This is a genomic window from Microcystis panniformis FACHB-1757 (genome assembly GCF_001264245.1).
Taxonomy (GTDB): domain Bacteria; phylum Cyanobacteriota; class Cyanobacteriia; order Cyanobacteriales; family Microcystaceae; genus Microcystis; species Microcystis panniformis.
This window is the reverse complement of the sequence record NZ_CP011339.1, coordinates 1,463,615-1,487,751: the sequence shown is the minus strand read 5'-3', so window position 1 is coordinate 1,487,751 and position 24,137 is coordinate 1,463,615. Positions and strand designations below refer to the sequence as shown.

Genomic DNA, 24,137 nt, shown 5'->3' with positions numbered 1-24,137 from the left:
CACAGAAAAATTGCCAATAGATCACTAAAAAAAGCTTCCCCTGGGGATCGGGGGGGGCAGCTGGGGTGTGGGGTTTTACCGATAGGTTATTGCCCGAATGCTTCGCCCCTACAGGATGCGATCGCCGCTCAAGTGGCGAGAAAAAGCCAGATCAGCAGTCTCGATCACCTTTAATAGCTGTTCGATGCGGTTTTCCGTCGGGGGGGCCAAACAGGGAAAAACGGCTAAACCGGGGATTTGATTGGCCACCTCGGTGACAGCCACATCAAGGGTGACTAGGGGTAAATTAGCTAGGGTTTCCGACTTGCTCAAGGTTTGCAGATAAGAGTATAAATCTTCTGCGATCGAACTATCGATTAAGATAGCGTCCACCTCCCAGACAGTAGCTAAAAGTTCCGCCTGTTCGCAACTATCGGCCTCAATAAAACGATAATTTTCCCGGACTAATTGATTATTCCAAATCCAGCTAAAGGAAGATAAATCGGAGAAATTGGGGGCATAATGGCCGTGTAAACGCAGCAGAGTCGGAGCAGTGCGCCTTTTTCGACTAGGAATGGGGGAAACGGTCAGATTCAGGCAAGCTTGCAGAGCTGCCGAGGTGATTGGCGGAACCAGAAAACTATCGGCCCCTTGCTGTTGACTGCGGTTGCGCTCAGAATCGGCAGCGGTGACAATAACTTTCATGTCTTTGGTTTGGGTATGGGATTTCAGCAGCGTTAACACATCCCAACCGGACAAGAGGGGGAGATTAGGATTGAGAAAAACACAACGGGGTTTTAACTGCCTGGCTTTTTCGATCGCCTCAGTGCCGCTACGAGCGATAATAGCTTTTAATCCCAATTCACTCAAGCGATCGACAAACTGTTCGATCACTTGGGGATTAGCTTCCACCACTAACACCAGACGCTGGGGAGTGGCGGACTCTTGGTCTGCACTTTGGGGATGAACCGGCAGCAGTAAGGTAAATTGACTGCCTTCCCGGGCCCTGGAGACAAAGGATAGATCTCCACCGTGACAGCGCGCTAATTTTTGGCTGAGGACTAAACCTAAACCTGCACCCTCAAATTGACGGGTGAAAGGACTTTCTAGCTGTTGGAATTTCTGAAAAATCAGATGCTGGGATTCTTCCGGAATACCGATACCCGTATCCCAGACGGTAAAAGCCAGCCAATTTTCCCAACGATTGACTTTAATGCCCAAATTACCGCCATCAATGGTGAATTTTACCGCATTATCTAACAAATGCACTAACATCTGTTGTAAACGGGTTTCATCGGCCAGGGCATAATCTAACCCCGATTCGATGTCAAGACGATAGCTGCTGGGGAGATCGAGACGTTGGGGATATTTATCGACGATGATATCGTACACCCGTTGACAGAGGCGATCGATTTTGACTCTAGATAAAGTTAATTGTAGTTGTCCTGTCTCTAGGCGGGTTAAATCGAGGAGATCATTGACCAAAGCCATCAACTGACGACCGCTGCGATAGATTAAATCGGCATATTTGGACTGTCGGGGGTTAAGTTCACCGATTTTTTGTTCCCGCAGCAGATTGGAAAGACCGATAACGGCGGTGAGGGGCGATTTAAACTCATGGCTGACACAGGCGAGAAATTCATCCTTAAGACGATTTAAATGGACTAAATCGGCATTTTTAACCGCTAATTCCTGACAATATTGCTGTTGTTCCGTGATATCGGTGGCTAACAGTAACCACAGTCCCGAAGTTTTCTCGATCAAAGGATAATTATCCGTTAAATTTAACGGCACGGACAACAGGCGCCAAGTCTTGGCTACACCCGATGTCACCGTTTCTAGACGCTGGGGAAACAGGGGGGGAGTGGGGGATGGGAGGGTTAAGGGGTCATTAACTAAAGCCAAGGCAGAGTTATCGATATTAGCGGGGAAAGCTGCCCCGATTTGTTGACACCAAGCCTGATTTTGGTATAAAATCCCTGCTTCTGGACTGTAGAGCAGCAGCGGCAGCGGTAATTGTTCCAGAAATTCCAGAGGACGATCGCTGCGGGGGGGGGGATTGCGATCGCTGATGCGGGGCTGCGGGGGAGGATCATCGAGAATCGAGTACCCGAGACAAAATTGGAGAAGTTTGCCCGTGTCTAAGCGTCCTAACAGTTTGCCCTGAGCATCCACTAAAATGGGGACGAAGGCGAGCGCTTCTCCCCTCAGGGTGGCCAGAAACTCACTCACGGCCATGCGCGAGTTAAGAGGGATAATCGGACGCAGCCAACCGCTCAGATCCAGGCAGCTGGGGGAGGGGTTTCTGGTTTCGGGGTGCTGTTGTTGATAGAGGAGGTAAGCAATCAGGGTTTGACTCTCAATCAGTCCTAGGGGACAATACCGCTCATCCACCACCACGATCGCTTCTGGATTGCCCGTGTTAATTAAATCGCAAAGACTTGCCCGGTCAATAATTAATTCACAGGCAGTGACGGATTGATGAAAGTGATGGAGGCTGAGGGTAACGCTAGGCATGGGGATAATTGGGTGGGCGGTGGCGGTAACTTTAGGGCATAATTAACAAACTGATGGCCAAACTATTAGTAGTCCTGGAACTTGAATCTACCTTGATGATGACGATCGCTCATCTAGAGGACTGCTCCATTGATTACAATTAACTACGATACCCACTGCCAAAAAGCCGAGTTAACTTTAACTTCCCTTAGCTGATGGCGGGGGGGTTGTCTTCTCAACAGAGAAAGCCTAACCTATAGTTTGTTATTTTCTATCTACCTTGCGGGTGAGAAAACGTTGCCTCCGAGACTGACTATTTATGCTTTTGTCCCAACGGACCCACCCTTGACGGGAGTGAGTTCACCTCCGGGGCTGGTTAATTCTTTGACGGCTTTATTGGCTAATGAACGCTATCATCTGACCCTAGGGTCGTCTTCTAGCGAATTACTGGCTAATATCGAGGCACAGAAGGAAAAAATCGATTGTTTGCTGGTGGTCTTTCATCCTTCCCTACAGCCGACTTTTAATCAACTCTACGAAGGGGGGATTTTACTGCCAGTAGTGATCATTGTCGCTGACAAGAACATCACTGCCGAGACGAATGACTCTCCCACCTGTCTCTATCATAGTGCCGAATTACAAATTACCGTCAAGGAATTAGACAGCATCACCTCGGTAATCGACCAAGCGATCGCTCGATTTCTCCATTTAGCTCCTAATTGCTCTTTTTCCGAACCTACCACGATTGTTAACCAACCAAATCCCGTGGAAAATAATCACAGTTTTCTCCTCCTACAACAGCGCCGTTTAGCGGAAAAATTAAAAGAAAGACTCGGCTATTTAGGTGTTTACTACAAACGCAACCCGCAGCTATTCTATCGCAATCTTGCCCCAGAGGAAAAAAACGAATTACTGCGGGAAGTAAGAAGAGATTATCGGGAGATTATTTTAAATTACTTCCAACAGGATTATCCGATTAATCAAGCGATCGATGAGTTGGTTAATAATGTCTTTTTTACCGATCTCTCAGTGTCGCAAATTCTGGAAATTCACATGGAGTTAATGGATGAATTTTCCCAACAGTTAAAATTAGAAGGCAGAAGTGAGGAAATTCTCCTAGATTATCGTCTCGCTCTCATTGATATCCTTGCTCACTTGGGGGAAATGTATCGTCGTTCCATACCTCGCGAGGATATCCCTTATGATTTATTATTGGGAATAGACTAAAATATCCCAGAAAAATAGCGATGAACTCGTATCCCCAGTCCCTTTGATCTTAACCTATGAGCGTCTTTAAAAAAACCTATGTTTTAAAACTGTACGTCGCCGGCAATACCCCCAACTCCGTGCGTGCCTTGAAAACCCTGAAAAATATCCTAGAAGAGGAATTTCAGGGAGTGTATGCGCTCAAGGTGATTGACGTGCTGAAAAACCCGCAACTAGCGGAGGAAGACAAGATTCTCGCTACTCCTACCCTTGCGAAAGTCCTCCCTCCCCCGGTGCGGAAAATTATCGGTGATTTGTCCGATCGAGAGAAGGTTCTGATCGGTTTAGACTTACTGTACGAGGAAATTCGTGAACGAGAAAATGATAGCTAGGTCTTCGGCCATAGGTGATTAGACGGGTTATATTTATTGAAGAAGAAATGATCGGGGCGTAATCTAGTACGTCTAGGGGAAAGTCAAGAGTCAATGGAAATCAAGATGGTGTAAAGTGTCTAGTCAGGCTTGATATGTTTCTGTGGAAAAATTAGATAAAAATCCTACTCTTTAAATATTCGCTGGATAAATAATGACTCAATCTAACTCTAATAGCCAATTGAATCCACCGATTAAACCGAAAGGTGTTCGCAAAATTAGAACCCTAATTGAAGGTTTTGATGAGATCACTCACGGTGGTTTACCCATGGGGCGAACTACCTTAGTTAGTGGCACTTCTGGCACGGGAAAAACCCTGCTTGCTGTGCAATTTCTCTACCACGGGATCAAGTATTTTGACTATCCGGGACTGTTTGTTACTTTTGAAGAATCTCCCACCGATATTATCCAAAATGCCTATAGTTTTGGTTGGGATTTAGAAGAATTAATTGACCAGGGTAAGTTATTTATTCTCGATGCTTCTCCAGATCCGGAAGGTCAAGAGGTGGTGGGTAGTTTTGATCTTTCGGCCCTAATCGAGCGCATTCAATACGCAATTACCAAATATAAAGCAAAACTGGTATCAATTGACTCTGTAACTGCTGTTTTTCAGCAGTACGAAGCGGTGTCAGTGGTGCGGCGGGAAATTTTTCGGCTCGTGGCCCGGTTAAAATTATTAGGAGTGACTTCAATTATGACCACGGAACGTATCGAAGAATACGGAGCGGTGGCCCGTTTTGGTGTAGAGGAATTTGTCTCTGATAATGTGGTAATTATGCGGAACGTGCTAGAGGGAGAAAGGCGACGCAGAACGGCGGAAATCCTCAAATTACGGGGAACAACCCACATGAAGGGGGAATATCCCTTTACTATCACCAATGATGGCATTAATATCTTCCCCCTCGGTGCGATGCGTTTAACTCAGCGCTCCTCTAATGTCCGCATTTCTTCGGGAGTAAAAACCCTCGATGATATGTGTGGGGGCGGTTTTTTCAAGGATTCGATTATTTTGGCTACAGGAGCAACAGGTACGGGTAAAACTCTCTTAGTCAGTAAATTTCTGGAAGAAGGCTGTCGGCGCGGTGAGCGGGCGATTTTGTTCGCTTATGAAGAATCTCGCGCCCAATTGTCCCGAAATGCTTCTTCTTGGGGGATCGATTTTGAGGAGATGGAACGCAAGGGATTATTAAAATTATTGTGTTCTTACCCCGAATCGGCGGGATTAGAAGACCATTTACAGATGATTAAGTCGGAAATCTCGGAATTTAAACCCTCCCGTATTGCCATCGATTCTCTATCGGCGCTCGCGCGCGGGGTGACAAATAATGCTTTTCGGCAATTTGTGATCGGGGTGACAGGATACGCCAAACAGGAGGAAATTACGGGATTTTTCACCAATACCACCGACCAATTCATGGGAGCGCACTCGATCACCGAATCCCATATTTCTACGATTACCGACACGATTTTAATGTTGCAGTATGTGGAAATTCGCGGCGAAATGTCGCGAGCGATTAACGTCTTTAAGATGCGCGGTTCTTGGCACGATAAAGGGATTCGTGAATATACTATCAGTCAGGATGGGGCGGATATCAAGGATTCTTTCCGCAATTACGAGCGGATTATTAGTGGTTCTCCAACTAAAATTAGCGTCGATGAAAAGAGTGAATTATCGCGGATTGTTCGCAATGTGCGCGAAAAATTACAGGATGAATAATCGGGGGTTGACTGATGGAGATTATTTTGAAGAGCGATCGGGTAAAGTCGGTCTTAGGGAAAATAACCACCAGATCAATAAACCTAATATAATCCAGAGAACATCTTTAACCTGGCAAATTTTTAAAAACTGTGCTTTCTAGATTTTTTGTCCTCAATCCAGACTTTTGGGGGGTTCTACCCCCCAAACCCCCCGTTGGGGGCGTGGCGCCGCCCCCAAACCCCCGCGCATTAGTTTTTCGGTGGGATGCTTACACGCAGTTGTTCATATATTTGTACTAATTTAAAAGTTACTGATAATACTAAATCTGGTTATTAAAGACTGATTATTTATTCCCCTTTTTGTTTTTTGCCTATCCTGATAAGTAGTCATGCAAAATTAATTACCCAAATAAAAAATTAAGAAGTATAATACATAAAAAAACGAAGCAGCAGGAAAATACAATGAGATTGATTAGAGACCTAAACCCCGAGAGCCAGAAAATGCTAGAGAGAATTTATCGAGCTAGTAAACATCATCAAGTAAGAGAGCGAGCGAAATGTATACTCTTAAGTTTTCAGGGAACCACGATAGAAGAATTGAGCGGAATATTTGGAGTTACGAGAAAGACCATCTATAATTGGTTGACGGCCTGGGAAGATAGAAAACTAATTGGTTTTTATAATCGTCGAGGAAGAGGGAGAAAACCTAAATTGACAGAAGCACAAGGTCAACAAGTTATTGACTGGGTAAAAGAAGAACCGAAAAGCTTAAAAAAAATCCAGATAAAAATTGTAGAAGAATGGAAATTAACCGTAAGCAAAGACACGATAAAAAGACTCATAAAAAAAATCAACATGAGGTGGAAAAGGGTGAGAAGAGGGGTCGCCAAAACCCCTGATGAGTGGGAGCTTGAGGTCAAACTACCTATTTTAGAAGAACTAAAAAAACAGGAAAAAAGAGGAGAGATTGAGATAGGATATTTGGATGAAATGGGATGGGATTCAAAGCCTTGTATTCCTTACGCTTGGCAAGAAGAAAAAACCACGATAAAGTTACCACCAATTGAAGGTAAAAGACTAAATATTTTAGGAATAATGAAACGAGATAATCAATTATTTTATGAGACACAGGTCGGAACGGTTACTAGCGAGATAGTTATTAATTTTCTGGATAAATATTGCCAAAATATACAGAAAAAAACCGTCATAATAATTGACCAAGCTTCCATTCATACCAGCGAGGCATTTATGGAGAAACTTGAGGAATGGGAAAAGAAAAACTTGAAAATATTTTGGTTGCCCACTTATTCACCTCATTTAAATTTAATTGAAATATTATGGAGATTTTTAAAATATGAATGGATTGAATTTAGCGCCTATAAAGACCGAAAGAGCCTCCTCGCTTACGTTAAAAAAGTGCTGGACAATTTTGGAGGCGAGTATGTAATTAATTTTGCCTATCCTGATATGTTACCTATACTCAACGGATTTAGTATGATTGAGATTATTTTGAAGGGCGATCGGGTAAAGTTGGTCTTAGGGAAAATAACCACCAGATCAATAAACCTAATATAATCCAGAGAATATCTTTAACCCGGCGAATTACAGAAATCGCTAAACCTAATTCTAGACTCCCGGTTAAGGAAGCACCCAGCAGCACTAAAGAACCTTCTAAAGTACCGATATTAGCGGGAATAAAAAAGGTTCCAGCACGCACTAATTGAGCGACAGAATCAAATAACCAAGCATCGGCAAAACTAATCGGATGTTGGAGAAACTGCATTAAAACATAGATTTCTAAAACTCCGAGAGGCCAATTGAGAAAACCGACGATCAAGCCATTTCTAAATAGGGGCAGATTCCGGTAAAATTCCCCTAAACGATCATCGACACTGCGAAGATTTTCTAAAGGTTTAGCTAGGCGATCACCTAAAAAAGAATGACCTAATCGATTAACTATTCTGGAGGATAAACGGAATCGCTGAATCAAGAAAAATATCAGGATACAACTGGAGAATATAGCGAGACTTAATCCAGTAAAAGTTTTAAAAGAATTGGAGAATTTTGGGGAAGCTAGGAGCAGAAAAAAACCGATAATTGCAAAGAAGACAAGGGAAGCAGTATTTAATGTCTTGGTCAGAATAATCGAGGCACTGGTTTCTTTATAGCTAATCTGATAGTGAGTTTTTAACATCACTGCTTTAAAACCTTCTCCTCCCAAAGAAGCGAAGGGAGTCACGCGATTAAAGGCTGCCCCTACCATGTAAATTAATAATAGGCGAATTGTCCATCGAGGTTGGATAGGAATGCTTTTAAAAGTTAGTTGCCAAGTAAAAACATCGGTGAGGAATTCTAGGAAATAAAAAATAATTACTAATGTCATTCCCCACCAACCGACTAGGGTGATTTGTTGCCAAACTTCTTGCAGATTTGTTTTGCGTAAAATTACCCCTAGTAAAACAAAACCTAAACCCAGAAAGATAAATTTAAGATATTTCATAAGTAGTCGTGCAAAATTAATTTCTTGGTTAGGATAGGCAATAGGCAATAGGCAAGAAGTAGTTAGATAGGTGTAATTAATTTTGCTTAGGTACTTACTAAATCCTGTTTAAAAGGTCTAGGAGAGCGGGAAGTGGGGTAGTGGGGAGATGGGGAATTATGAATTATAACTGATAACTGATAACTGATAACTGATAACTGATAACTGATAACTGATAACTGATAACTGAAAAAGCTGATGACTAAAAATAATTCCAACGTTGAATAAATGGTAGCCAATGAGATTCGACTAATTCGATCGCTTTTGGTTCTGGGGGATAATTATTTTTTTTATATCCTTGCAGACTAGCGATATATTTCTCAAAGCGAGGCATAGATATTTTTAAGTCGGGAAGTTGCAGTTGATCGTAGATTTTCTCGATTTGTGCTAGGGGTTCTTTTTCTAAATCTTCAAAACGAATTTCTACAAAACTATCGGCGGGTAAATCGGCACTATCTCGCAGGAGAGAATTGATCATTGGGGGATAACTTTTTAGAATTACCTGCTCGATTTCATCTGTGGATAAATTATCGTAGGATTGCAGTGCTAGTTCTGGTAGGATGCGGGTAAAAAAGTGGCGGGTTGAAGGAAAAACTCGATAGGGATTGCGGTAGATATGAATAAATTTAGCATCGGGCCAGATAGCTCGCAATTTGGCAATGTGTGCCGCATAAACGTGGTTTTTGATTAGTAATTGTTTGCCTCTTTGATGGATGGAAACTTTTTTTAATAGATGAGTATGCCAACGCTGCCAAGTGGCGATTTCTTTCTCGCTGCAGCCCTGAAAAAAAACCCCTCGATCGAAATGGTACTGAAAACGTTGGGGAAAGTATAAACCATGGTAGTAGGAAAGGGGGATCATGCTGGCCAGGGCGATCGAGTCTTCTTGGGGTGAATCGGGAGTAACAGCGACGTTATCCACATGGCGATCGCTCGGTAGGGCCAATTCTAGCAGCGGTTGAAATAAGCGGACGATACCGAGGATATCCCAGGGTAATCCCACCGCTAGGGGCGAAATATAGCCAAATTGCTCCGATTGACCGAGTAAATTGTGCAGATGGGTCGTGCCGCTGCGCCAATAGCCGACAATAAAAATGGGTGCTTTTACCTGCACGCGGCGCTCATAAAACCCTGTCATCAAAATTCGTTCTAGGGTAGAAAAAGGCAGTCGCGCCAGGGTAACTGCCAGCGCCAGGGTTGCCGGGGCGAAATTGGGGCGATCGATGCCGCCATTAGTCAAAAATAAACGTAATAGGGTACTAAGGTTACTACCACAAAGGGGATGAAACAAACTGGACATATTAACTATTTTTTAGCGTTTTTTTGGCGGATAGCTTGGCTGGCCAAGGTTTTGCCGAATTCCCAAGCGGCCCCTAGGGCTGATTTATTCTAACAAATCGCAAAGCCTGAACCACTTGTTATCAAGCCATCTTTGCCCCTTTGTAATGGATAAAAGGATAAAGGATAAAAAGCCTAAACCTCTGAAAAGATTTAGAGCTATAGTTGGGAGAATTGACAAATTACTAACAGCTTGAAAGTCAGTTAAAGGTAAAGTATCTTCCTTAAAAATTACGTCTTTTACCCAGTGCAACTGATTTTCTATGTTCCAATGACCTCGAATTTTTCGAGCAAAAGTTTGAGCACTTTCTACCAAACTACTAATGTACTAGGCACAATTATAATACCCTTGTCCCCCTCTTTCACCATACCTTTCCACTTTAATATAACTTTTAATGTGTTCCCAAACATTATTAAAGGGATGATTTACATTAAAGACTGATGTTAGTATAGGACTGCATAATTGCCAGGATAATGATTAAAAGTACGACCCATAGCTGGTGTCTTTTTCCATAACTTTTCCGAAAATCCTTGACTTTCTTTAATTTTTCGATTAGCCTCTGCATAGTATAAAAAGATAAGGTGAACAAACTCATTTTAAATGAGTTTGTTCACCTTACTTTTTTTTATTCTTCGAGAATGAAACAGCCCTACCCTAGGGCTGTTTCATTCTCCCATCAGAATATCAAAAGTAAAAGCGATCAATGTCTTTGTAAAATGAGAAGTGACCAGCAACTTTTAAAATATATGTTGAGCTTAATAGAAAAACTGAAACAAGTCAAGGACTTTCGGAAAGATCAAGGAAAAAGACACCCTTTATGGATAGTATTAGTAGTAATAATACTGGGAACAATGCTAGGATACTCAGGTTAGAGAGAGCTAGGAGAGTTGGCTAAAAATAATCGGCACAGGCTCAGTCAAGAATTTAACATAATTCCAGAAAGAGTCCCATCCTCTTCAACAATTAGAAGGGTAATGATGGGAGTTGACTGGCAGAGTTTGTTAAAAATGTTTAAGGAATGGGCCTTAGAAGAATATGGACAAAGAGATGATATAAATTGGCTAGGGATGGATGGAAAAAGTCTCAAAAACACCCGAAAGAATCCCAACAATGAACAACAAAATTTTATCATGTTTGTCTCATTGTTTAGTCAAGAAAGTGGCTTGGTATTACACCTAAAAAGAATCGAAAACAAAAAAGGGTCTGAAATCGACGAAGGTCAAGCTATAATTGAGGATTGCTCTCTCCAAAATAAAGTTTTTACTGGCGATGCTTTACATTGTCAGAAAAAAACAATCAGCTTAATAGCCAAGAGTAAAAATGATTATGTTAAGTAGGTAGGCACAATTATTTGTAGGATGGGTTAGCGGTAGCGTAACCCATGCGGGCGTTGGGTTTCATGCTTCAACCCAACCTACGTTCATTTTATATTTAATTCCACCCACCTACTTATCACCGTTAAAGGAAATCAGAAAAATCTTTATAAGCGAATACAAGACCTGAGTAATTCCTCAAAGCCAGAAAGTTGCTTTCTCGAACAAGATAATAGTCATGGACGAAAAATATCAAGAAAAATATAAGTTTTTAAAGTGAGGAAAAATGAAAGACAAGGGTTTGAAAATCTGCGAAGAGTTATTAAAGTAGAAAGAAGGGGTAGTCGCGGGGATAAAACCTATGAAGAAACAGCTTACTATATCAGTAGCCTAACTGAATCCGCTCAAGTATTTGCTAAAATTATTCGAGGACATTGGAAAATAGAAAATCAGTTACATTGGGTAAAAGATGTAATTTTTGAGGAAGATAAAAGCGAGATAAGTGATTTTCAAGCGGCCAGCAATTGGTCAATTCTCACAACTATAGGATTGAATCTTTTCAGAGGTTTGGGTTTTCTCTCAATAACAGAGGGACAGAGGTGGTTAGCTGAACGTTGGGAAAAACTGATAGTTTTATCGACGTAAGAAGCGGAAAAATTAGCTAAATTAACAGGATGTACTCTCAGAAAATTTCAAGAGAGATAGGCTTTTAGTGGCTTGGGAACAAGCTTTATCAATTTATTCATAATAAATTTGGCAGAGGATTAAAGATTAGTTATTGTGACTAACTCTTTTGGTTAGAGAAAGATAAACTTGAGAATCTTCGGTCAAATTTATTGACTTAAAATCAGCTGTACTTAATTTAAATGAATCAACCCTAAGGGGCGGGGGGGATCGAACCTAAAATCCATTTTTAATTTAATTATAACCAGCCACTTATCTAGGATAATTAAACTAATTAACTCTTATTGGCTAAAGGTTCAAGCGACTTTTAGATAATTTATTAGTCAGTTTTTATATAGTAGGGGCGCAAGCGATGCGCACAAAATGTAATATCAGTAAACTGATTACTGTTCACTGATAAGTAGGTAGGCACAATTATTTGTAGGATGGGTTAGCGGTAGCGTAACATAATCGGGCGTTGGGTTTCATGCTTCAACCCAACCTACGTTCATTTTATATTTAATTCCACCCACCTACTTAACTGATAACTGATAACTGATATAGTTATTTCAAATAAGAACGAGACACTAGGCGACACAATAAGTACGAATAATTTCATCAAGGGGTGTCCCCACAGGAGCATACATTCTTGCCCTCTTTAATGCACTAAAATCATGTTCGATATCATTTAAATCAGGAGAGTATTTTGGCAAAAACACGACCTGATGACCTGCTTCCTCTACCAGTTGTTTAATGACTGTCTTCCGATGAATTGGTGCATTATCCATAATTAATACTGATGTTATGGGCGCGAGAGGGCAACAAATATAAAGATAACCACCCTTCAAAACCTTCGGCATTCAGGCTTCTCGTAAATACCATCGGTGCAATAAAGTCTTTTTTTCCCTTTCTTCTACCAGCGACAAGGTTCTCTCTTTTTCCTCGTTTTCCTTGTCTATCTCCAAAGACTTTCTTCCCTTTTTTTGACCAAGCATAAAAACAGGCTTGAAATTCTTCAAACCCTGACTCATCAATAAATACAAGGCTTTCACTTCCATATATTTTAATCAATTCTCTCAGCACTCTGTAGTATTTCATTCTTTCTTCTCGGTTTCTTTCTCTATAACGAAGTTCCTTCTTTTTTCTGGTAACTTTCATTTTTTTTAAGGCATAGCAAATGGCACTTGGTCTCACTCCAAATTTCTCGGCTCTGTCTCTTAATCTTGCCTCGGGATTTTCTTGGACATCTTTTGACAGTGCTTTCCAGTCCAGCTTTCTCTGACGGTGTTTTACCTTTGTTGCTTCCAGTTTTTCCCTACCTAGCCATCTATATATCGTCGCTCTTCCTATATTAAATAGAGCGGCGGCTTTGGTTATGCTTCCCCCATTCTCTACATAATCGATTACTTTTTTTCTCAAGTCTAGGCTATAAGACATTTTTCTGTATGGGTTGCTCGTTTCCCTTTATTTTACCTTATTTTTCCCTCGTCTCACACTTATTTGAAATGACTATAACTGATAACTGATAACTGATAACTGATAACTGATAACTGATAACTGATAACTGATAACTGATAACTGATAACTGATAACTGATAACTGATAACTGATAACTGATAACTGATAACTGATAACTGATAACTGATAACTGATAAACTGATAACTGATAACTGATAACTGATAACTGATAACTGATAACTGATAACTGATAACTGATAACTGATAACTGATAACTGATAACTGATAACTGATAACTGATAACTGATAACTGATAACTGATAACTGATAACTGATAACTGATAACTGATAACTGATAACTGATAACTGATAACTGATAACTGATAACTGATAACTGATAACTGATAACTGATAACTGATAACTGATAACTGATAACTGATAACTGATAACTGATAACTGATAACTGATAACTGATAACTGATAACTGATAACTGATAACTGATAACTGATAACTGATAACTGATAACTGATAACTGATAACTGATAACTGATAACTGATAAATAACTGATAACTGATAACTGATAACTGATAACTGATAACTGATAACTGATAACTGATAACTGATAACTGACAACTGATAGCTATAAAAAAACCGACCAACAAGAGAGAATTCCCGTCAGTCAGTCGGTGATGATAGGCCGAATTTTACTCAGCTTTATTTCTTAGCGGGGGCAGCCTTAACGAGTTCCAATTCACTTTCAGCGAAGTTATTGGTATTCAGTCCACCGGCGCTACCACTAAAACCGTGGTAGTTAACAGTGTTAAAACGGACGATAACGGGATAGAGGATACCACTTTTGTCAACACTGGCTACGGTTCCTACATCGTTGTACCAGTAAGACTCTTTACGTTTGATTCTAACTTTGGCTCCGCGTTCGATTCCTGGCATAGGTGTTTTTTTTTAGGGTTTAGTTAACAGGTTACAATCAGAGCGAGTTTGCCGAAAGGGTTTTTACTTTAAGTTTTATTGCAAATCTTGCCACTCCACTGCCACGAAATGCCCCGAACGTCCCCATAGGTCTGCCTTTGGGGCAATGTTAACGATTGTTAAGTTAAAGGGAATGGCCGTGGTCAGGTATTTTTGGGCCGACATTCCCACATCCGGCCCGATTTGAAAAGCGGTGGCGGTGGCTAAACCTAAGCCTAATAACTGAGAAATCGGACCTCTGGGTAAGAGAAGATGAGTTCCTAAGGCTAAGCCGGCGGTTAAGGCTAAAGTTACCGATAAATTGGTGCCACAACGCGGATGTAATGCCAATTGCCCCTCGCCATTTTTGAGACGATGGAGTGCCTGTTTGGCGGCGATTCGCAGTTCATTTGTATTAATCTGTCCGTAGAGATAAAAACCCCTATCGGTGGACAGTCCCCCCAGGGCCTCGTTATCCGCAGGGGAGCGGTCAAAAGGCGATTGACGACGGGCAGCCATTTCGCTTAATACCCAGACGGTGGCGTGTTCCAAGGCGTGAACCTGTCGCAGGGTGAGAAATTCTTTGAAACCGGGGATAAAGCCGATTTGTGCCAGTAAATCGCTGTCTTGCTGGGGCGAAGGGTTAAACCAGTCAAAAGAGGGGTTAGAAGGGCTACTAGAGGTCATAAAGTTGCGCTAGGGGGAGTTTTTTCGAGGAATATGAGGGTGCTATCGGGTTGCAAGGCGGTGTCCCAGTCGGTGTCTTGAATGGGAATTGACCAGGGTGGTTTCGACAAAAAGGGGAGAATCTGACCACCAGGGAACTGCTGCTAGTTCTTGCTTTAGGTAAGAAGCGAAAGGATTCCAGTTATCTCGATTGCTGGTCTTGGTCATAGAAACTATAGTCAATTAGCTGTCTAAATAGGCGTTAATGATAGCAAGAGCCACTAAGGGAGCGGTAATTGTTCTCAAAATGCGTTTTCCCAGTGATACAGGCACAAAATCAGCAGCGATCGCTTGTTCTATTTCTGTCTCCGTCCATCCCCCTTCAGGTCCAATGGCCATGGTTATCTCGGTTGATGTTTGTAATTGAGAAAGTAGCGGGGCCACTGTTCTACGGGTAACACCAATATAACAAGTTGTCTGTGGGTTAGCTCCCCGCTTAAGGATGGCTAAAAATGGCTGTGGTTCTTCGATAATGGGAATAATCTGTCTTTCTGATTGTTCTACAGCTTCCCGGGCAATTTTTCGCCAACGGTCAATTTTTTGAGGACTAGGATTGACTAAACCGCGTTCTGTCAGCAGCGGGATAATCCGATAAACTCCTAATTCGGTGGCAGCGCGAACGATATCATCAAAGCCATTTTTGGGAATTGCTACCATTAAATTCACTTGTACTGGTAGTTCGGTGGTTTCGTTTATCGCTTCTAAAAGATGGGCCGAATTATCAATTATTTCCGCTAACCACGCTTGTCCTTGTCCATTTAGGGCAATAAAATGGTCATGGGATTTTAAACGAACAACTTTTTTAAGATAATGACTTTGTTCGGGTGTTAAGGCAATTAACCCGTTTTCTAGGGTGTTAAAATCAAGAAGAAGACGGTAATACAAGGCGGTTTAGTCTATATTGCTATTGTGTTCAGAATCACTGTCAGCTATCTATTTTAGCTTTTATGGTGTTTTTGTATAAGGTTGAGAGTAGATTAGCTTATAGCAGTTATCTTAATGGTGAAGTACGAAGTTTTCCTTTTGGGTAGTCGGTCGTCAATACCAAATTAGGTTATACTTCATATTTACGCTTAAGGCTGTAAGTTACTATGGTCTTACCTACTCAGATCTGTTATAAAATTTATCATCATCAAGGTATCTCTTTGCCAATAGGAATTAAGACTTGACAATCCCCACTACCCAACCCACAAAAAATTCATGGACATAACTGCTAAAATTGAAGAACTGGCACAAAAATATGAGATACCTCCCCAACTGCTAAAGGAAGCGATGGTTTTAGAAGTAGCAAAAATTACTCTAAAAAATCGGCGGCTATCACCTAAAATTGTCAAACTTATCGAAAAATATACCGACTCCCCACAATCATAAATTTTATAGATATCTTGCATAATTTATTTTTGGTAAGTAGGGAGGCACAATTATTTGTAGGATGGGTTAGCGGTAGCGTAACATAATCGGGCGTTGGGTTTCATGCTTCAACCCAACCTACGTTCATCTTAAATTTCACCCAACCACTTAGTTTAAAAACGACAAAATTAAATATTAAGTCGCATAAAATATCTAAATAAACCATTCTTAATTTTCCTGATTACTGACTACTGGCTACTGACTCCTAACCAACCACAAAATTTTTGATTTTTACAAGAGTTATTATGACTTTGAGACTGAAACAAATTCGCTTAACTAATTGGAAATGTTATCCTAGTCAAAATATTACTTTTAACCTGCATCCCGACAGAAAAATTCAGATTATCTTCGGTAATAATGGCCACGGTAAAACTTCTCTGATGACAGGGATTTTATGGTGTCTCTATGGGGTAGATATTGTATCTAAAGAGACTCTGAAAACCTATTTTTATCGAGGTAAGGATGATTCTTCACCGGCAATAGAAATGCGGGTAGAATTAAATTTTACTAGAAACGAGAAAAATTACTTTATCAGTCGCACAGCGAAATTAAACGTTAATGGTAGCACTTCTTATCCCAGCGTAGAGGAAGCATTATTTTATGAAGATGGAACCATGAGAAGTAACTCTAGGGAATATATCGAAGCATTGCTTCCTAAATCTATTCGAGATTTTTTCTGTTTTGATGGCTCAAAAATAGAACAATATACCCAGATAACTCAAACTAAAGCAGCAAAAGAAGCAATTGAAAAAGTTTTGGATATCCCGGAATTAAGAAATCTACGCAATGATACAGAAAAAGCCTTACAAGAATTAGAAAACCGTTTAAATAAAGCAGAGGGAACCAGTCAAATTTTTAAAGATAAGCTGCAACAATTGCGAGAATTAGAAGAAGAAATTGCTTTTCAACAAGGTCAGCTTAAAAATGCCAAAGATAGCGAAAAAGATGCTATAATTATCTACCAAGTCGCTCAAGAAAAAGCCGCTCAGATTGAAAGTTTACGAGAAAAGTTAGAGGAAATTCATAACTTAGAGAAAAAGCGTATCGGTTTACAAACTGAGTTAAATAACCTGCAAAATTCTATTGATTCTTGGTTAAAAAAAGCTGCGATACCTTTGCTGATTAACTTTGTGCAGGAAATGACCTATGATTTGCAAGTTACTAGCTTAAAAAGCACTTATAAAACTAATTCTACAGCAATTTTTAAAGCAATACTTGACGAGGAAAGCTGTCTATGTGGTCGTTGTTTAGATAAAAATTCTCGTGACTTTATCCTTGAAAAAATTGCCGAACTAGAGTCCTTAGAAGTGGACAATGTCACCAGAATAGAAAAAGACCAACTTAGAATTGATTTACAGGGAATCATCCGAGATAATGCCAAATTTAGCAATTATAGTCAATTGCTTTTACAAAGAGATCATTTAGAAGAAGAAATCGAAGAAATTAATCAACATATTAAACAGCTAAAACAGGAAACCACGGGAATAAATCAAGACTCGGTGAGGGAGATTTGGCGAAAAGTTGGCGAATCAGAACGAAAAGTTAAGGAGATTGAAGAAAAGATCGAACGCTTACAAAAGGAAATTGAAATCAAAGAAAATAAATTAGAAAATTTACGCAAAGAAGTGGAAATTTTAGCTAGTGAAAATCAGACCACATTGATGTTATCTAATCAGGTTAAAATGGCCAGAGGTTTAAAAAATGCCACTAACGAATTAATCGAATGGCATATCGATAATTCCCAAAAAATGATTAATCAAGTAACCAGCGATCGCTATTTACAAATAACCAACAAACCGGAGGAATATAGAGGAGTAGAAATTACTCCCGAATACAGTTTAGGAGTCCGTACTATCACAGGAAAATTATTAAATCCCGATGTCTTAAGTGCGGGAGAAAAGGAAGCTTTAGCTTTTGCTTTTATCACCGGTTTAAATCAAATAACCGATACTTGTGTTCCCCTAATTATGGATACACCTTTTGGTCATTTAGACAAAGAACATCAAAAAAATATTATTAACTCTCTTCCTAATTTAAACTCCCAAGTGATTATTTTAGCCACGGATCGCGATCTTCCCGATCCACTTTTAAATCTGCTGCTTCCCTACACTACTGATATATTCAAAATACACCGTTTAGCTGCCGATGAAGATGCTTCCGTGATTGAAGTGATGGAGAGTTACTAATGCAGAGAATCGATCCCAGTTTGAAGATTTATGCCTCGGAAACTTCCAGAAATTATCTACAGGTACTAAAAGATAATAAAACCTTTGAGCGCATGGTAGATGCCTATTTATTTGCGGCTGCTTTTGCCATTAAACAAGACTTCAGTATCTACGGAATCAATCTCAGCAATCGACAAGATTTAATTAATATTAGCCAAATCGATCCGGAAGTTATTTTAGCTTTAACCGCAGGAATTTATATTATCTGTAAAAAGAATTCCTATCCTCAACCCAGGGACGGTAAAGAATTTTTAGATAAGATCTGTCAATACGCAGAAGTGGGATTAAGGGAATTAAAAGAACGCTGGCAAGGCAAAGTCAGCAATCAAATTCAAGCTGATATTGAGAGAATTATCAATAATCTCTAAAATTCTCCCTATCTAACTATCTTTTTTAGGGATAACGACAAATTAGATTCTTTCCACACTGCCAAAAAAGACGGGTTCCACGCGAATAGCAATGACACTAGCCGGACGTAAAACCATATATTCCCCTTGGATATTTCTGATCGGAACATTGATAAAATCCTGAGAATCGGCTTTCGGAACTAATTCATTACTGTACCACTTTTGAAATTCTTGGATGGTCAAAAAACGGACTTCCTCGCGATGTCCACTGCTTAAGAACAAATGTACAGCGTACTCGTCAGCTTTTCTACTCATTTTTTTAACTAATCAGATTGAATTTTTGTAATAAAGTTGCCATTAAAGGCGGGAAAGTGAGACGCAATTCGCTCAGATCCGAGAAAATCAATTTTTGGTAGCTTGGCAGGTCAAAAGCTAGTTTACCCTTTAATTCCGCTCGATTTTGATAGGTTAACAGAATTTGTCCGCCCTGTTTACAAGCGATCGCATAACCTAATTCTACACCCACTAGGGGACTGGGCAGTAATTCCGTTTCCTTTTGGCTAATCGCCGTAGCATCAGCAATAAATAATAAACTTTTGCGAATTTGGCGTAATTGACTATCACTCAATCTAGTGACATTGCCCTCAGTTCGAGGCGTTTCTACCATATTTAAGGGCAAACGGGAGCGTTTATTGAGATTTTCGACGGTTTCGGTCAAAACTGTTTTTAAAGCGGTGCTAGAGTCCTTAAATTGGCTTTGGGAGCTAAAATAAATGACGGGATCTAGCCAAGTGCTGAGGTCTTGTTTAGTAAAGTAAATTTCTTGAGAAATCAGGTCAATATTCGAGATGACGTAACCGCCACTACCTTCGAGGTAAAATTCCACCCTTTCCCCTTCTAGATAGCGTTGGAACCAGACAGAACCCTGTATTGTCAGACTATCATCGAGAAAATCGGCTCTTAAACCCGATTTTAAGAGACTATTGCGACTTAAGCGCAAGTCGTGGGGACGTTTGACAACCTCGCGGATAGGTTCGTATTTGTCCAGATACCAAGCTTTCAGAGCGATGATGGCCATAGGTGTGGCGATTAAAGACACTCTCCCATTTTAGCAGTAAGCACCGATATCCTCTCCACATTCATCGGCCAGGTAAGAAAGAGCGCGAAATCTTAACATCATCAGGTTTTCGTAGAGGGGATTTAGCTTGCAAAGGGGCGGAATCTCTAGAATTGTCCAGCTAAATAGGGTAATTTTCCGGGCAAAGGGACATTGAGCCGGAATTAGACGACAAATCCTGTGAGCTAGTGCAGGCGTATTGATTTCTAGGCGATCAATTCGTTGCCGCAGGGGTTGCCATAAATCCCATTTTGGTTGCGGTGACGGGTTTTTCCGATTGCCTTTCGACCAAGGGGCGATCCAATTAGAGACAATTATTTTATTTGTGGTATAATCTGATACATCAGCATCGGCCATAGCTTTATCTTCAATTGATTGAGTCATAAGGTTCTATCTGAGATTACGACAGGGCGAACAATCTTTCCCGAAAATCCCCTAGGACGTTCGGACATTTGACCGCTTTAACGATAACATCTCTGGGATAAAATTACTCGTTAAGACTACACAGTAACGCTAGGGCTGCGGAGAGGCAATTTGAACGTTTGTACTAACTTGCCATCTCCGAGTTATCACCTGAAAGCTAATAGGCAACAGACGACAATAAGATAACGTCACGAGTGAGTTTAACTAGATTAATCTCTAAGCTTCGCCCAAAGATATTGGCTCTGATTAGAGCTATTTCTAGGTTAGCAAAAACTCAGATTTTTTCACGTCAGCATAGTACACTTTTTCTGGGTATAAAATATCACCCAGTTTTTGTCAAAGATACGCAATCCAAGCTGTGGGGTGTGGGGTGTAGGGTGTGGGAATTATGAATTATCAATTATCAATTATGAATTGGGTAGTTTTTTGCTGATAACTGATAACTGATAACTGATAACTGATAACTGATAACTGATAACTGATAACTGATAACTGATAACTGATAACTGATAACTGATAACTGATAACTGATAACTGATAACTGATAACTGATAACTGATAACTGATAACTGATAACTGATAACTGATAACTGATAACTGATAACTGATAACTGATAACTGATAACTGATAACTGATAACTGATAACTGATAACTGATAACTGATAACTGATAACTGATAACTGATAACTGATAACTGATAACTGATTTACATTCTTTCCAAAACGGGGATTCCCAAGAGATATAAGCCTAATTTGAGGGTTCTTGCCGTTAAATCACACAAAAATAAACGAGAGGTTTTAATCGGTTCTGCCGCTTTCAGCACTGGACAATTCTCGTAGAAACGATTATACTTTTTACTGAGTTCATAAAGATAATCACATAAACGATTGGGTAATAAATCCTCTTCCACGGCACTAATTACTTCGGGAAGTTGCAGTAATTGTTTAGCCAGAATTAATTCGCTTTCATCCTTGAGAATTAGCGGTGAATTGGCACTTAAATCCTGAAAATTAATACCACCTTCGCGACTGATACTCTGGACCCTAGCGTAAGCGTACAGCATATAGGGGGCGGTGTTGCCTTGCAGATTGAGCATTTTGTCGTAACTGAAAACGTAGTTACTATTGCGATTTTGGCTGAGATCGGCGTATTTAACGGCACTTAAACCGACAGTTTCGGCAGTCTTAGCGATAAAATCGCCGGTTTCTTCTCTTTCCTCGCTTGCCAGTCTTTTTTCTAAGTCAGCTAGGGAACAGGCGATCGCTTGATCAAGTAATTCTTGTAATTTTACCGTCTCCCCGGAACGAGTTTTTAATTTTTTACCATCTTCCCCTAAAACTAATCCAAAAGCGACGTGAACCACTGCCACATTATCGGGTAAAAATCCCGCTTTTTTAGCCACCTGAAATACTTGGGCAAAATGGTTAGCTTGTCCAGCATCGGTGACATAAATTATTCTTTCGGCTTTATCTTGACGCACTCGATAACAAATTGCTGCTAAATCGGTGGTAGCGTAATTATAACCGCCGTCGGATTTCTTGACAATTAGGGGCAGAGGATCCCCCTCTTTGTTGGTAAAACCATCGAGAAAGACGCATAAAGCGCCGTTGTCTTCTGTTAGCAATCCCTGTTGATCTAATTCTCTGATTACTGCCTCAAGGTAGGGATTATAAAAAGATTCCCCCCTTTCCGTCAGTTTTATATCGAGAATATCATAGATTTTCTGAAATTCCCGTCGTGATTGTTGACAAAGTAACTGCCATGCTTGACGACTTTGAGGATCACCCGACTGTAATTTTACTACAGCTTGACGGGCAGTTTCTTTAAAGTTTTCGTCTTCATCAAAACGAATTTTTGCCTTTTTATAAAAGCTAACTAAATCCCCTAAATCGAGAGCATCTGCTTGGGTTAAAGCGCTAGGATAAGCTTCTTGTAGATAAGTGATTAACATCCCGAATTGAGTACCCCAATCCCCGACGTGATTAAGACGAATTACTTGATGATGACGAAATTCCAAAATCCGAGCAATACAATCACCAATTATAGTCGATCGCAAGTGACCGACGTGCATTTCTTTAGCAATATTGGGACTGGAAAAATCGACAATAATTTTTTGACTGGGGTTAGCAGTGGCAACTCCTAAACGGTTGTCAATAATTAGGTCTTTTAATTGGGTTTCTAGATAACCTGGTTTAAGGGTAAGATTGATAAAACCGGGTCCGGCAATTTCGGGGGGTTGACAGAGATCATCTATCTCTAGATTTTTTAGTAAAGTTGCCGCCACTTCCCGCGGTTTTTGTTTTAATTCTTTGGCTAAAGAGAGGGAAATATTACATTGATAATCGCCAAAACGGGGGTTACTAGCGGCCACAATTAGAGGATCGGTAGCGGCAAAGTTTTCCCCAAAGGATTTAACTAGGGATTGGGAAAAACGCTCTTTTATTTGTTGGATAATGGCAGTCATAGAGAGAATTTAGCAATGAATGTTAGAAGTCTATGGGGAATTAGGAAATTTATCTTGCTCTCATCTTGAATAGAATTGAGCCGGACGGGGTATTATGTCCATTTTCTTGGTACATTATAAGCATCAAATTTAGTATCTTTACTAATTAGAATTAGCGATCTGTTTAGAGACTGAGCAATTAGCATTCTATCAAATGGATCACGGTGATACAAGGGTAAAGTACAAATTTTTAGAGTATCAGAAAATGATATAGACAGTAAGGTTATATCTGATGCTTCTAGTTTAGTTTCAATGGTTTCATAACTTTTTTGTAGGGCTAACTTACCTAAATTTAACTTAATCGCGATTTCCCAGAGACTAACAATACTGACATAAACTTCAGGAGCAAAATCAATTTCCTCCCGAAGATTATTAGGTAAGTTAGGATCGTTTTCAGTTAACCAGATGAAAGTATGGGTGTCCAGAAGAAAAGATGTCATCACATATATTCCTGAAAATCTTCCAAAGACTCATCAAAATCATCGGACAAAGGTAAGGTAAATGTACCTTGTAAAATTCCTGAACGACGTTTTCTAAGAGAAGGTTTCTCTATAATAACATCTGATTGATAATTGGCCATCAAATATTCAGCATAGTGAAGCAGCTCTATTTTTAATAACTCTGGCATTGCTTCGACAGTTTCTAAGATTTTTGTGTCTATATTCATAGGTTTGGGATACTTAATCTGAGCTAATTCTTACTAATTACTTATTCCTTAACCAATAAAACCACGGCATAAACTGCGATACCTTCTTCTCGTCCCACTGGTCCTAATTGTTCGTTAGTAGTGGCTTTAATTCCCAGCTGTTCCGGATTAATCTTGAGAGTTTCTGCTAACTTGGCTCGCATCGCATTAAGGTGGGGTTTCATTTTCGGTTTTTCGGCGACAATTACCGAATCAATATTATTAATCTGCCAACCTTTATCGATAATTAATTGATTAACTTGTTCTAATAATTTTAAACTATTCGCCCCTTGCCATTGCGGGTCTGTGGGGGGAAAATAATGACCGATATCGCCTAAACTAAGCGCCCCCAGCATGGCATCCATGATAGCGTGGGTTAAGACATCGGCATCACTGTGACCCAATAAACCGACAGTATGGGCAATTTCTACTCCTCCTAAAATTAAAGGTCTTCCTGTTACCAATCGGTGGATATCATAGCCGTTACCAATACGAATATTCATAGAGCAGTCCTCTTAGAGTTATATTAATTATCTTATCGCAAAAGGGAACAGGAAACAGGGAAATATTTTCCCTCACTTGTCCTTATTAGCTAATTAGCTAGGAAGG

22 protein-coding genes and 5 pseudogenes are annotated in these 24,137 nt (G+C 40.2%); 9 read left to right on the top strand and 18 right to left on the bottom strand.

The genetic code is table 11. The annotated features are described in order from the left end of the window. Window positions 1–108 precede the first annotated feature (108 nt). Window positions 109–2,496, bottom strand: coding sequence for a hybrid sensor histidine kinase/response regulator (locus tag VL20_RS07275; RefSeq protein ID WP_052276078.1), 2,388 nt, complete (start codon window positions 2,494–2,496; stop codon window positions 109–111). A gap of 276 nt (window positions 2,497–2,772) precedes the next feature. Between VL20_RS07275 and VL20_RS07270 the strand changes: the two genes are divergently transcribed. The 4 genes and pseudogenes from VL20_RS07270 to VL20_RS07255 form a co-directional block, all read left to right on the top strand. After that, window positions 2,773–3,702 (top strand): circadian clock protein KaiA, encoded by a 930-nt coding sequence (locus VL20_RS07270; RefSeq protein WP_052276077.1) that lies wholly within the window; start codon window positions 2,773–2,775, stop codon window positions 3,700–3,702. Window positions 3,703–3,758: 56 nt separating this feature from the next. Then, complete coding sequence (kaiB, locus tag VL20_RS07265) at window positions 3,759–4,073, top strand: circadian clock protein KaiB (RefSeq protein ID WP_002733742.1); 315 nt, start codon at window positions 3,759–3,761, stop codon at window positions 4,071–4,073. A 193-nt stretch (window positions 4,074–4,266) separates the two neighbouring features. Next, the gene (gene kaiC / locus VL20_RS07260; RefSeq protein WP_002760201.1) at window positions 4,267–5,829 is read left to right on the top strand and encodes a circadian clock protein KaiC; all 1,563 of its coding nucleotides are present in this window, start codon (window positions 4,267–4,269) and stop codon (window positions 5,827–5,829) included. Between the two features lie 443 nt (window positions 5,830–6,272). After that, window positions 6,273–7,268, top strand: a pseudogene (locus VL20_RS07255) (IS630 family transposase); the annotation flags it as partial. A gap of 46 nt (window positions 7,269–7,314) precedes the next feature. On the opposite strand, the gene VL20_RS07250 reads toward VL20_RS07255, so the two are convergent. The 5 genes and pseudogenes from VL20_RS07250 to VL20_RS27605 all read right to left on the bottom strand — a co-directional run bounded on the left by VL20_RS07250 (window position 7,315) and on the right by VL20_RS27605 (window position 10,283). Then, entirely contained in the window at window positions 7,315–8,310 is a 996-nt protein-coding gene (locus VL20_RS07250; RefSeq protein ID WP_052276076.1) for a lysylphosphatidylglycerol synthase transmembrane domain-containing protein, read from the bottom strand. A gap of 86 nt (window positions 8,311–8,396) precedes the next feature. Beyond that, a complete protein-coding gene (locus tag VL20_RS31055; RefSeq protein ID WP_158499325.1) occupies window positions 8,397–8,567 on the bottom strand; it encodes a hypothetical protein in 171 nt (56 codons plus the stop codon). After that, the gene (locus tag VL20_RS07245) at window positions 8,552–9,649 is read right to left on the bottom strand and encodes a sulfotransferase family protein (protein WP_052276075.1); all 1,098 of its coding nucleotides are present in this window, start codon (window positions 9,647–9,649) and stop codon (window positions 8,552–8,554) included. Before VL20_RS07245 ends, VL20_RS31055 begins: the two co-directional genes overlap by 16 nt. Window positions 9,650–9,733: 84 nt before the next feature. Then, window positions 9,734–10,126: pseudogene (locus VL20_RS07240) on the bottom strand (ISAs1 family transposase); the annotation flags it as partial. After that, window positions 10,119–10,283 carry a transposase family protein gene (locus VL20_RS27605; protein ID WP_128575160.1) on the bottom strand — a complete coding sequence of 55 codons (165 nt, stop codon included), beginning with the start codon at window positions 10,281–10,283 and terminating at the stop codon, window positions 10,119–10,121. The gene VL20_RS27605 and the pseudogene VL20_RS07240, both read right to left, overlap by 8 nt. Before the next feature lie 151 nt (window positions 10,284–10,434). Here VL20_RS27605 and VL20_RS27600 point away from each other — a divergent pair. Then, window positions 10,435–11,019 (top strand): annotated as a pseudogene (locus tag VL20_RS27600) (ISAs1 family transposase); the annotation flags it as partial. A 120-nt stretch (window positions 11,020–11,139) separates the two neighbouring features. Next, window positions 11,140–11,646: pseudogene (locus tag VL20_RS27595) on the top strand (ISAs1-like element ISMae8 family transposase); the annotation flags it as partial. A gap of 605 nt (window positions 11,647–12,251) precedes the next feature. Here VL20_RS27595 and VL20_RS27590 read toward each other — a convergent pair. The 5 genes and pseudogenes from VL20_RS27590 to VL20_RS07195 form a co-directional block, all read right to left on the bottom strand. After that, a pseudogene (locus VL20_RS27590) lies at window positions 12,252–13,101 on the bottom strand (IS630-like element ISMae21 family transposase). A 59-nt stretch (window positions 13,102–13,160) separates the two neighbouring features. Continuing rightward, entirely contained in the window at window positions 13,161–13,784 is a 624-nt protein-coding gene (locus tag VL20_RS31050) for a hypothetical protein (protein ID WP_158499324.1), read from the bottom strand. Between the two features lie 55 nt (window positions 13,785–13,839). Further along, on the bottom strand, window positions 13,840–14,073 hold the full coding sequence (locus tag VL20_RS07205; RefSeq protein ID WP_002767446.1) for a photosystem I reaction center subunit IV: 234 nt from the start codon (window positions 14,071–14,073) through the stop codon (window positions 13,840–13,842). A 75-nt stretch (window positions 14,074–14,148) separates the two neighbouring features. After that, the gene (locus VL20_RS07200) at window positions 14,149–14,778 is read right to left on the bottom strand and encodes a DUF6391 domain-containing protein (protein ID WP_052276072.1); all 630 of its coding nucleotides are present in this window, start codon (window positions 14,776–14,778) and stop codon (window positions 14,149–14,151) included. Between the two features lie 222 nt (window positions 14,779–15,000). Beyond that, complete coding sequence (locus VL20_RS07195; RefSeq protein ID WP_052276071.1) at window positions 15,001–15,702, bottom strand: 16S rRNA (uracil(1498)-N(3))-methyltransferase; 702 nt, start codon at window positions 15,700–15,702, stop codon at window positions 15,001–15,003. A gap of 315 nt (window positions 15,703–16,017) precedes the next feature. On the opposite strand from VL20_RS07195, the gene VL20_RS31630 reads away from it, so the two are divergent. The 3 genes from VL20_RS31630 (at window position 16,018) to VL20_RS07185 (ending at window position 18,820) form a co-directional block, all read left to right on the top strand. After that, complete coding sequence (locus VL20_RS31630) at window positions 16,018–16,188, top strand: hypothetical protein (protein WP_167341540.1); 171 nt, start codon at window positions 16,018–16,020, stop codon at window positions 16,186–16,188. A gap of 284 nt (window positions 16,189–16,472) precedes the next feature. After that, window positions 16,473–18,413, top strand: a complete 1,941-nt coding sequence (locus VL20_RS07190) for an AAA family ATPase (protein ID WP_052276070.1) — start codon at window positions 16,473–16,475, stop codon at window positions 18,411–18,413. Then, a complete protein-coding gene (locus VL20_RS07185; protein ID WP_052276069.1) occupies window positions 18,413–18,820 on the top strand; it encodes a hypothetical protein in 408 nt (135 codons plus the stop codon). The genes VL20_RS07190 and VL20_RS07185 overlap by 1 nt, the downstream gene beginning before the upstream one ends. A 42-nt stretch (window positions 18,821–18,862) precedes the next feature. Here the strand turns inward: VL20_RS07185 and VL20_RS07180 are convergent, their stop codons facing one another. The 7 genes from VL20_RS07180 to ispF form a co-directional block, all read right to left on the bottom strand. Then, window positions 18,863–19,114: a hypothetical protein gene (locus tag VL20_RS07180; RefSeq protein ID WP_002760725.1), complete on the bottom strand. Its 252-nt coding sequence runs from the start codon at window positions 19,112–19,114 to the stop codon at window positions 18,863–18,865. Between the two features lie 4 nt (window positions 19,115–19,118). Next, window positions 19,119–19,877: a hypothetical protein gene (locus VL20_RS07175; protein WP_052276068.1), complete on the bottom strand. Its 759-nt coding sequence runs from the start codon at window positions 19,875–19,877 to the stop codon at window positions 19,119–19,121. Window positions 19,878–19,907: 30 nt separating this feature from the next. Beyond that, a complete protein-coding gene (locus tag VL20_RS07170) occupies window positions 19,908–20,300 on the bottom strand; it encodes a Mo-dependent nitrogenase C-terminal domain-containing protein (protein ID WP_002767460.1) in 393 nt (130 codons plus the stop codon). Between the two features lie 746 nt (window positions 20,301–21,046). Continuing rightward, entirely contained in the window at window positions 21,047–22,804 is a 1,758-nt protein-coding gene (gene argS, locus VL20_RS07165) for an arginine--tRNA ligase (protein WP_052276067.1), read from the bottom strand. A gap of 92 nt (window positions 22,805–22,896) precedes the next feature. After that, complete coding sequence (locus tag VL20_RS07160) at window positions 22,897–23,283, bottom strand: type II toxin-antitoxin system VapC family toxin (protein WP_002793526.1); 387 nt, start codon at window positions 23,281–23,283, stop codon at window positions 22,897–22,899. Beyond that, complete coding sequence (gene vapB / locus VL20_RS07155; protein ID WP_002732589.1) at window positions 23,283–23,510, bottom strand: type II toxin-antitoxin system VapB family antitoxin; 228 nt, start codon at window positions 23,508–23,510, stop codon at window positions 23,283–23,285. Before vapB ends, VL20_RS07160 begins: the two co-directional genes overlap by 1 nt. Window positions 23,511–23,551: 41 nt before the next feature. Further along, the gene (gene ispF / locus VL20_RS07150) at window positions 23,552–24,031 is read right to left on the bottom strand and encodes a 2-C-methyl-D-erythritol 2,4-cyclodiphosphate synthase (protein WP_052276066.1); all 480 of its coding nucleotides are present in this window, start codon (window positions 24,029–24,031) and stop codon (window positions 23,552–23,554) included. Window positions 24,032–24,137: the final 106 nt, after the last annotated feature.

Bases quoted from the DNA above. Each gene is read 5' to 3' on its own strand.
- VL20_RS07275 (WP_052276078.1), bottom strand. From the start codon at position 2,496: ATGCCTAGCGTTACCCTCAGCCTCCATCACTTTCATCAATCCGTCACT.
- kaiB (WP_002733742.1), top strand. From the start codon at position 3,759: ATGAGCGTCTTTAAAAAAACCTATGTTTTAAAACTGTACGTCGCCGGC.
- kaiC (WP_002760201.1), top strand. From the start codon at position 4,267: ATGACTCAATCTAACTCTAATAGCCAATTGAATCCACCGATTAAACCG.
- VL20_RS07250 (WP_052276076.1), bottom strand. From the start codon at position 8,310: ATGAAATATCTTAAATTTATCTTTCTGGGTTTAGGTTTTGTTTTACTA.
- VL20_RS07245 (WP_052276075.1), bottom strand. From the start codon at position 9,649: ATGTCCAGTTTGTTTCATCCCCTTTGTGGTAGTAACCTTAGTACCCTA.
- VL20_RS27605 (WP_128575160.1), bottom strand. From the start codon at position 10,283: ATGAGTTTGTTCACCTTATCTTTTTATACTATGCAGAGGCTAATCGAA.
- VL20_RS07205 (WP_002767446.1), bottom strand. From the start codon at position 14,073: ATGCCAGGAATCGAACGCGGAGCCAAAGTTAGAATCAAACGTAAAGAG.
- VL20_RS07200 (WP_052276072.1), bottom strand. From the start codon at position 14,778: ATGACCTCTAGTAGCCCTTCTAACCCCTCTTTTGACTGGTTTAACCCT.
- VL20_RS31630 (WP_167341540.1), top strand. From the start codon at position 16,018: ATGGACATAACTGCTAAAATTGAAGAACTGGCACAAAAATATGAGATA.
- VL20_RS07190 (WP_052276070.1), top strand. From the start codon at position 16,473: ATGACTTTGAGACTGAAACAAATTCGCTTAACTAATTGGAAATGTTAT.
- VL20_RS07185 (WP_052276069.1), top strand. From the start codon at position 18,413: ATGCAGAGAATCGATCCCAGTTTGAAGATTTATGCCTCGGAAACTTCC.
- VL20_RS07180 (WP_002760725.1), bottom strand. From the start codon at position 19,114: ATGAGTAGAAAAGCTGACGAGTACGCTGTACATTTGTTCTTAAGCAGT.
- VL20_RS07175 (WP_052276068.1), bottom strand. From the start codon at position 19,877: ATGGCCATCATCGCTCTGAAAGCTTGGTATCTGGACAAATACGAACCT.
- VL20_RS07170 (WP_002767460.1), bottom strand. From the start codon at position 20,300: ATGACTCAATCAATTGAAGATAAAGCTATGGCCGATGCTGATGTATCA.
- argS (WP_052276067.1), bottom strand. From the start codon at position 22,804: ATGACTGCCATTATCCAACAAATAAAAGAGCGTTTTTCCCAATCCCTA.
- VL20_RS07160 (WP_002793526.1), bottom strand. From the start codon at position 23,283: ATGACATCTTTTCTTCTGGACACCCATACTTTCATCTGGTTAACTGAA.
- vapB (WP_002732589.1), bottom strand. From the start codon at position 23,510: ATGAATATAGACACAAAAATCTTAGAAACTGTCGAAGCAATGCCAGAG.
- ispF (WP_052276066.1), bottom strand. From the start codon at position 24,031: ATGAATATTCGTATTGGTAACGGCTATGATATCCACCGATTGGTAACA.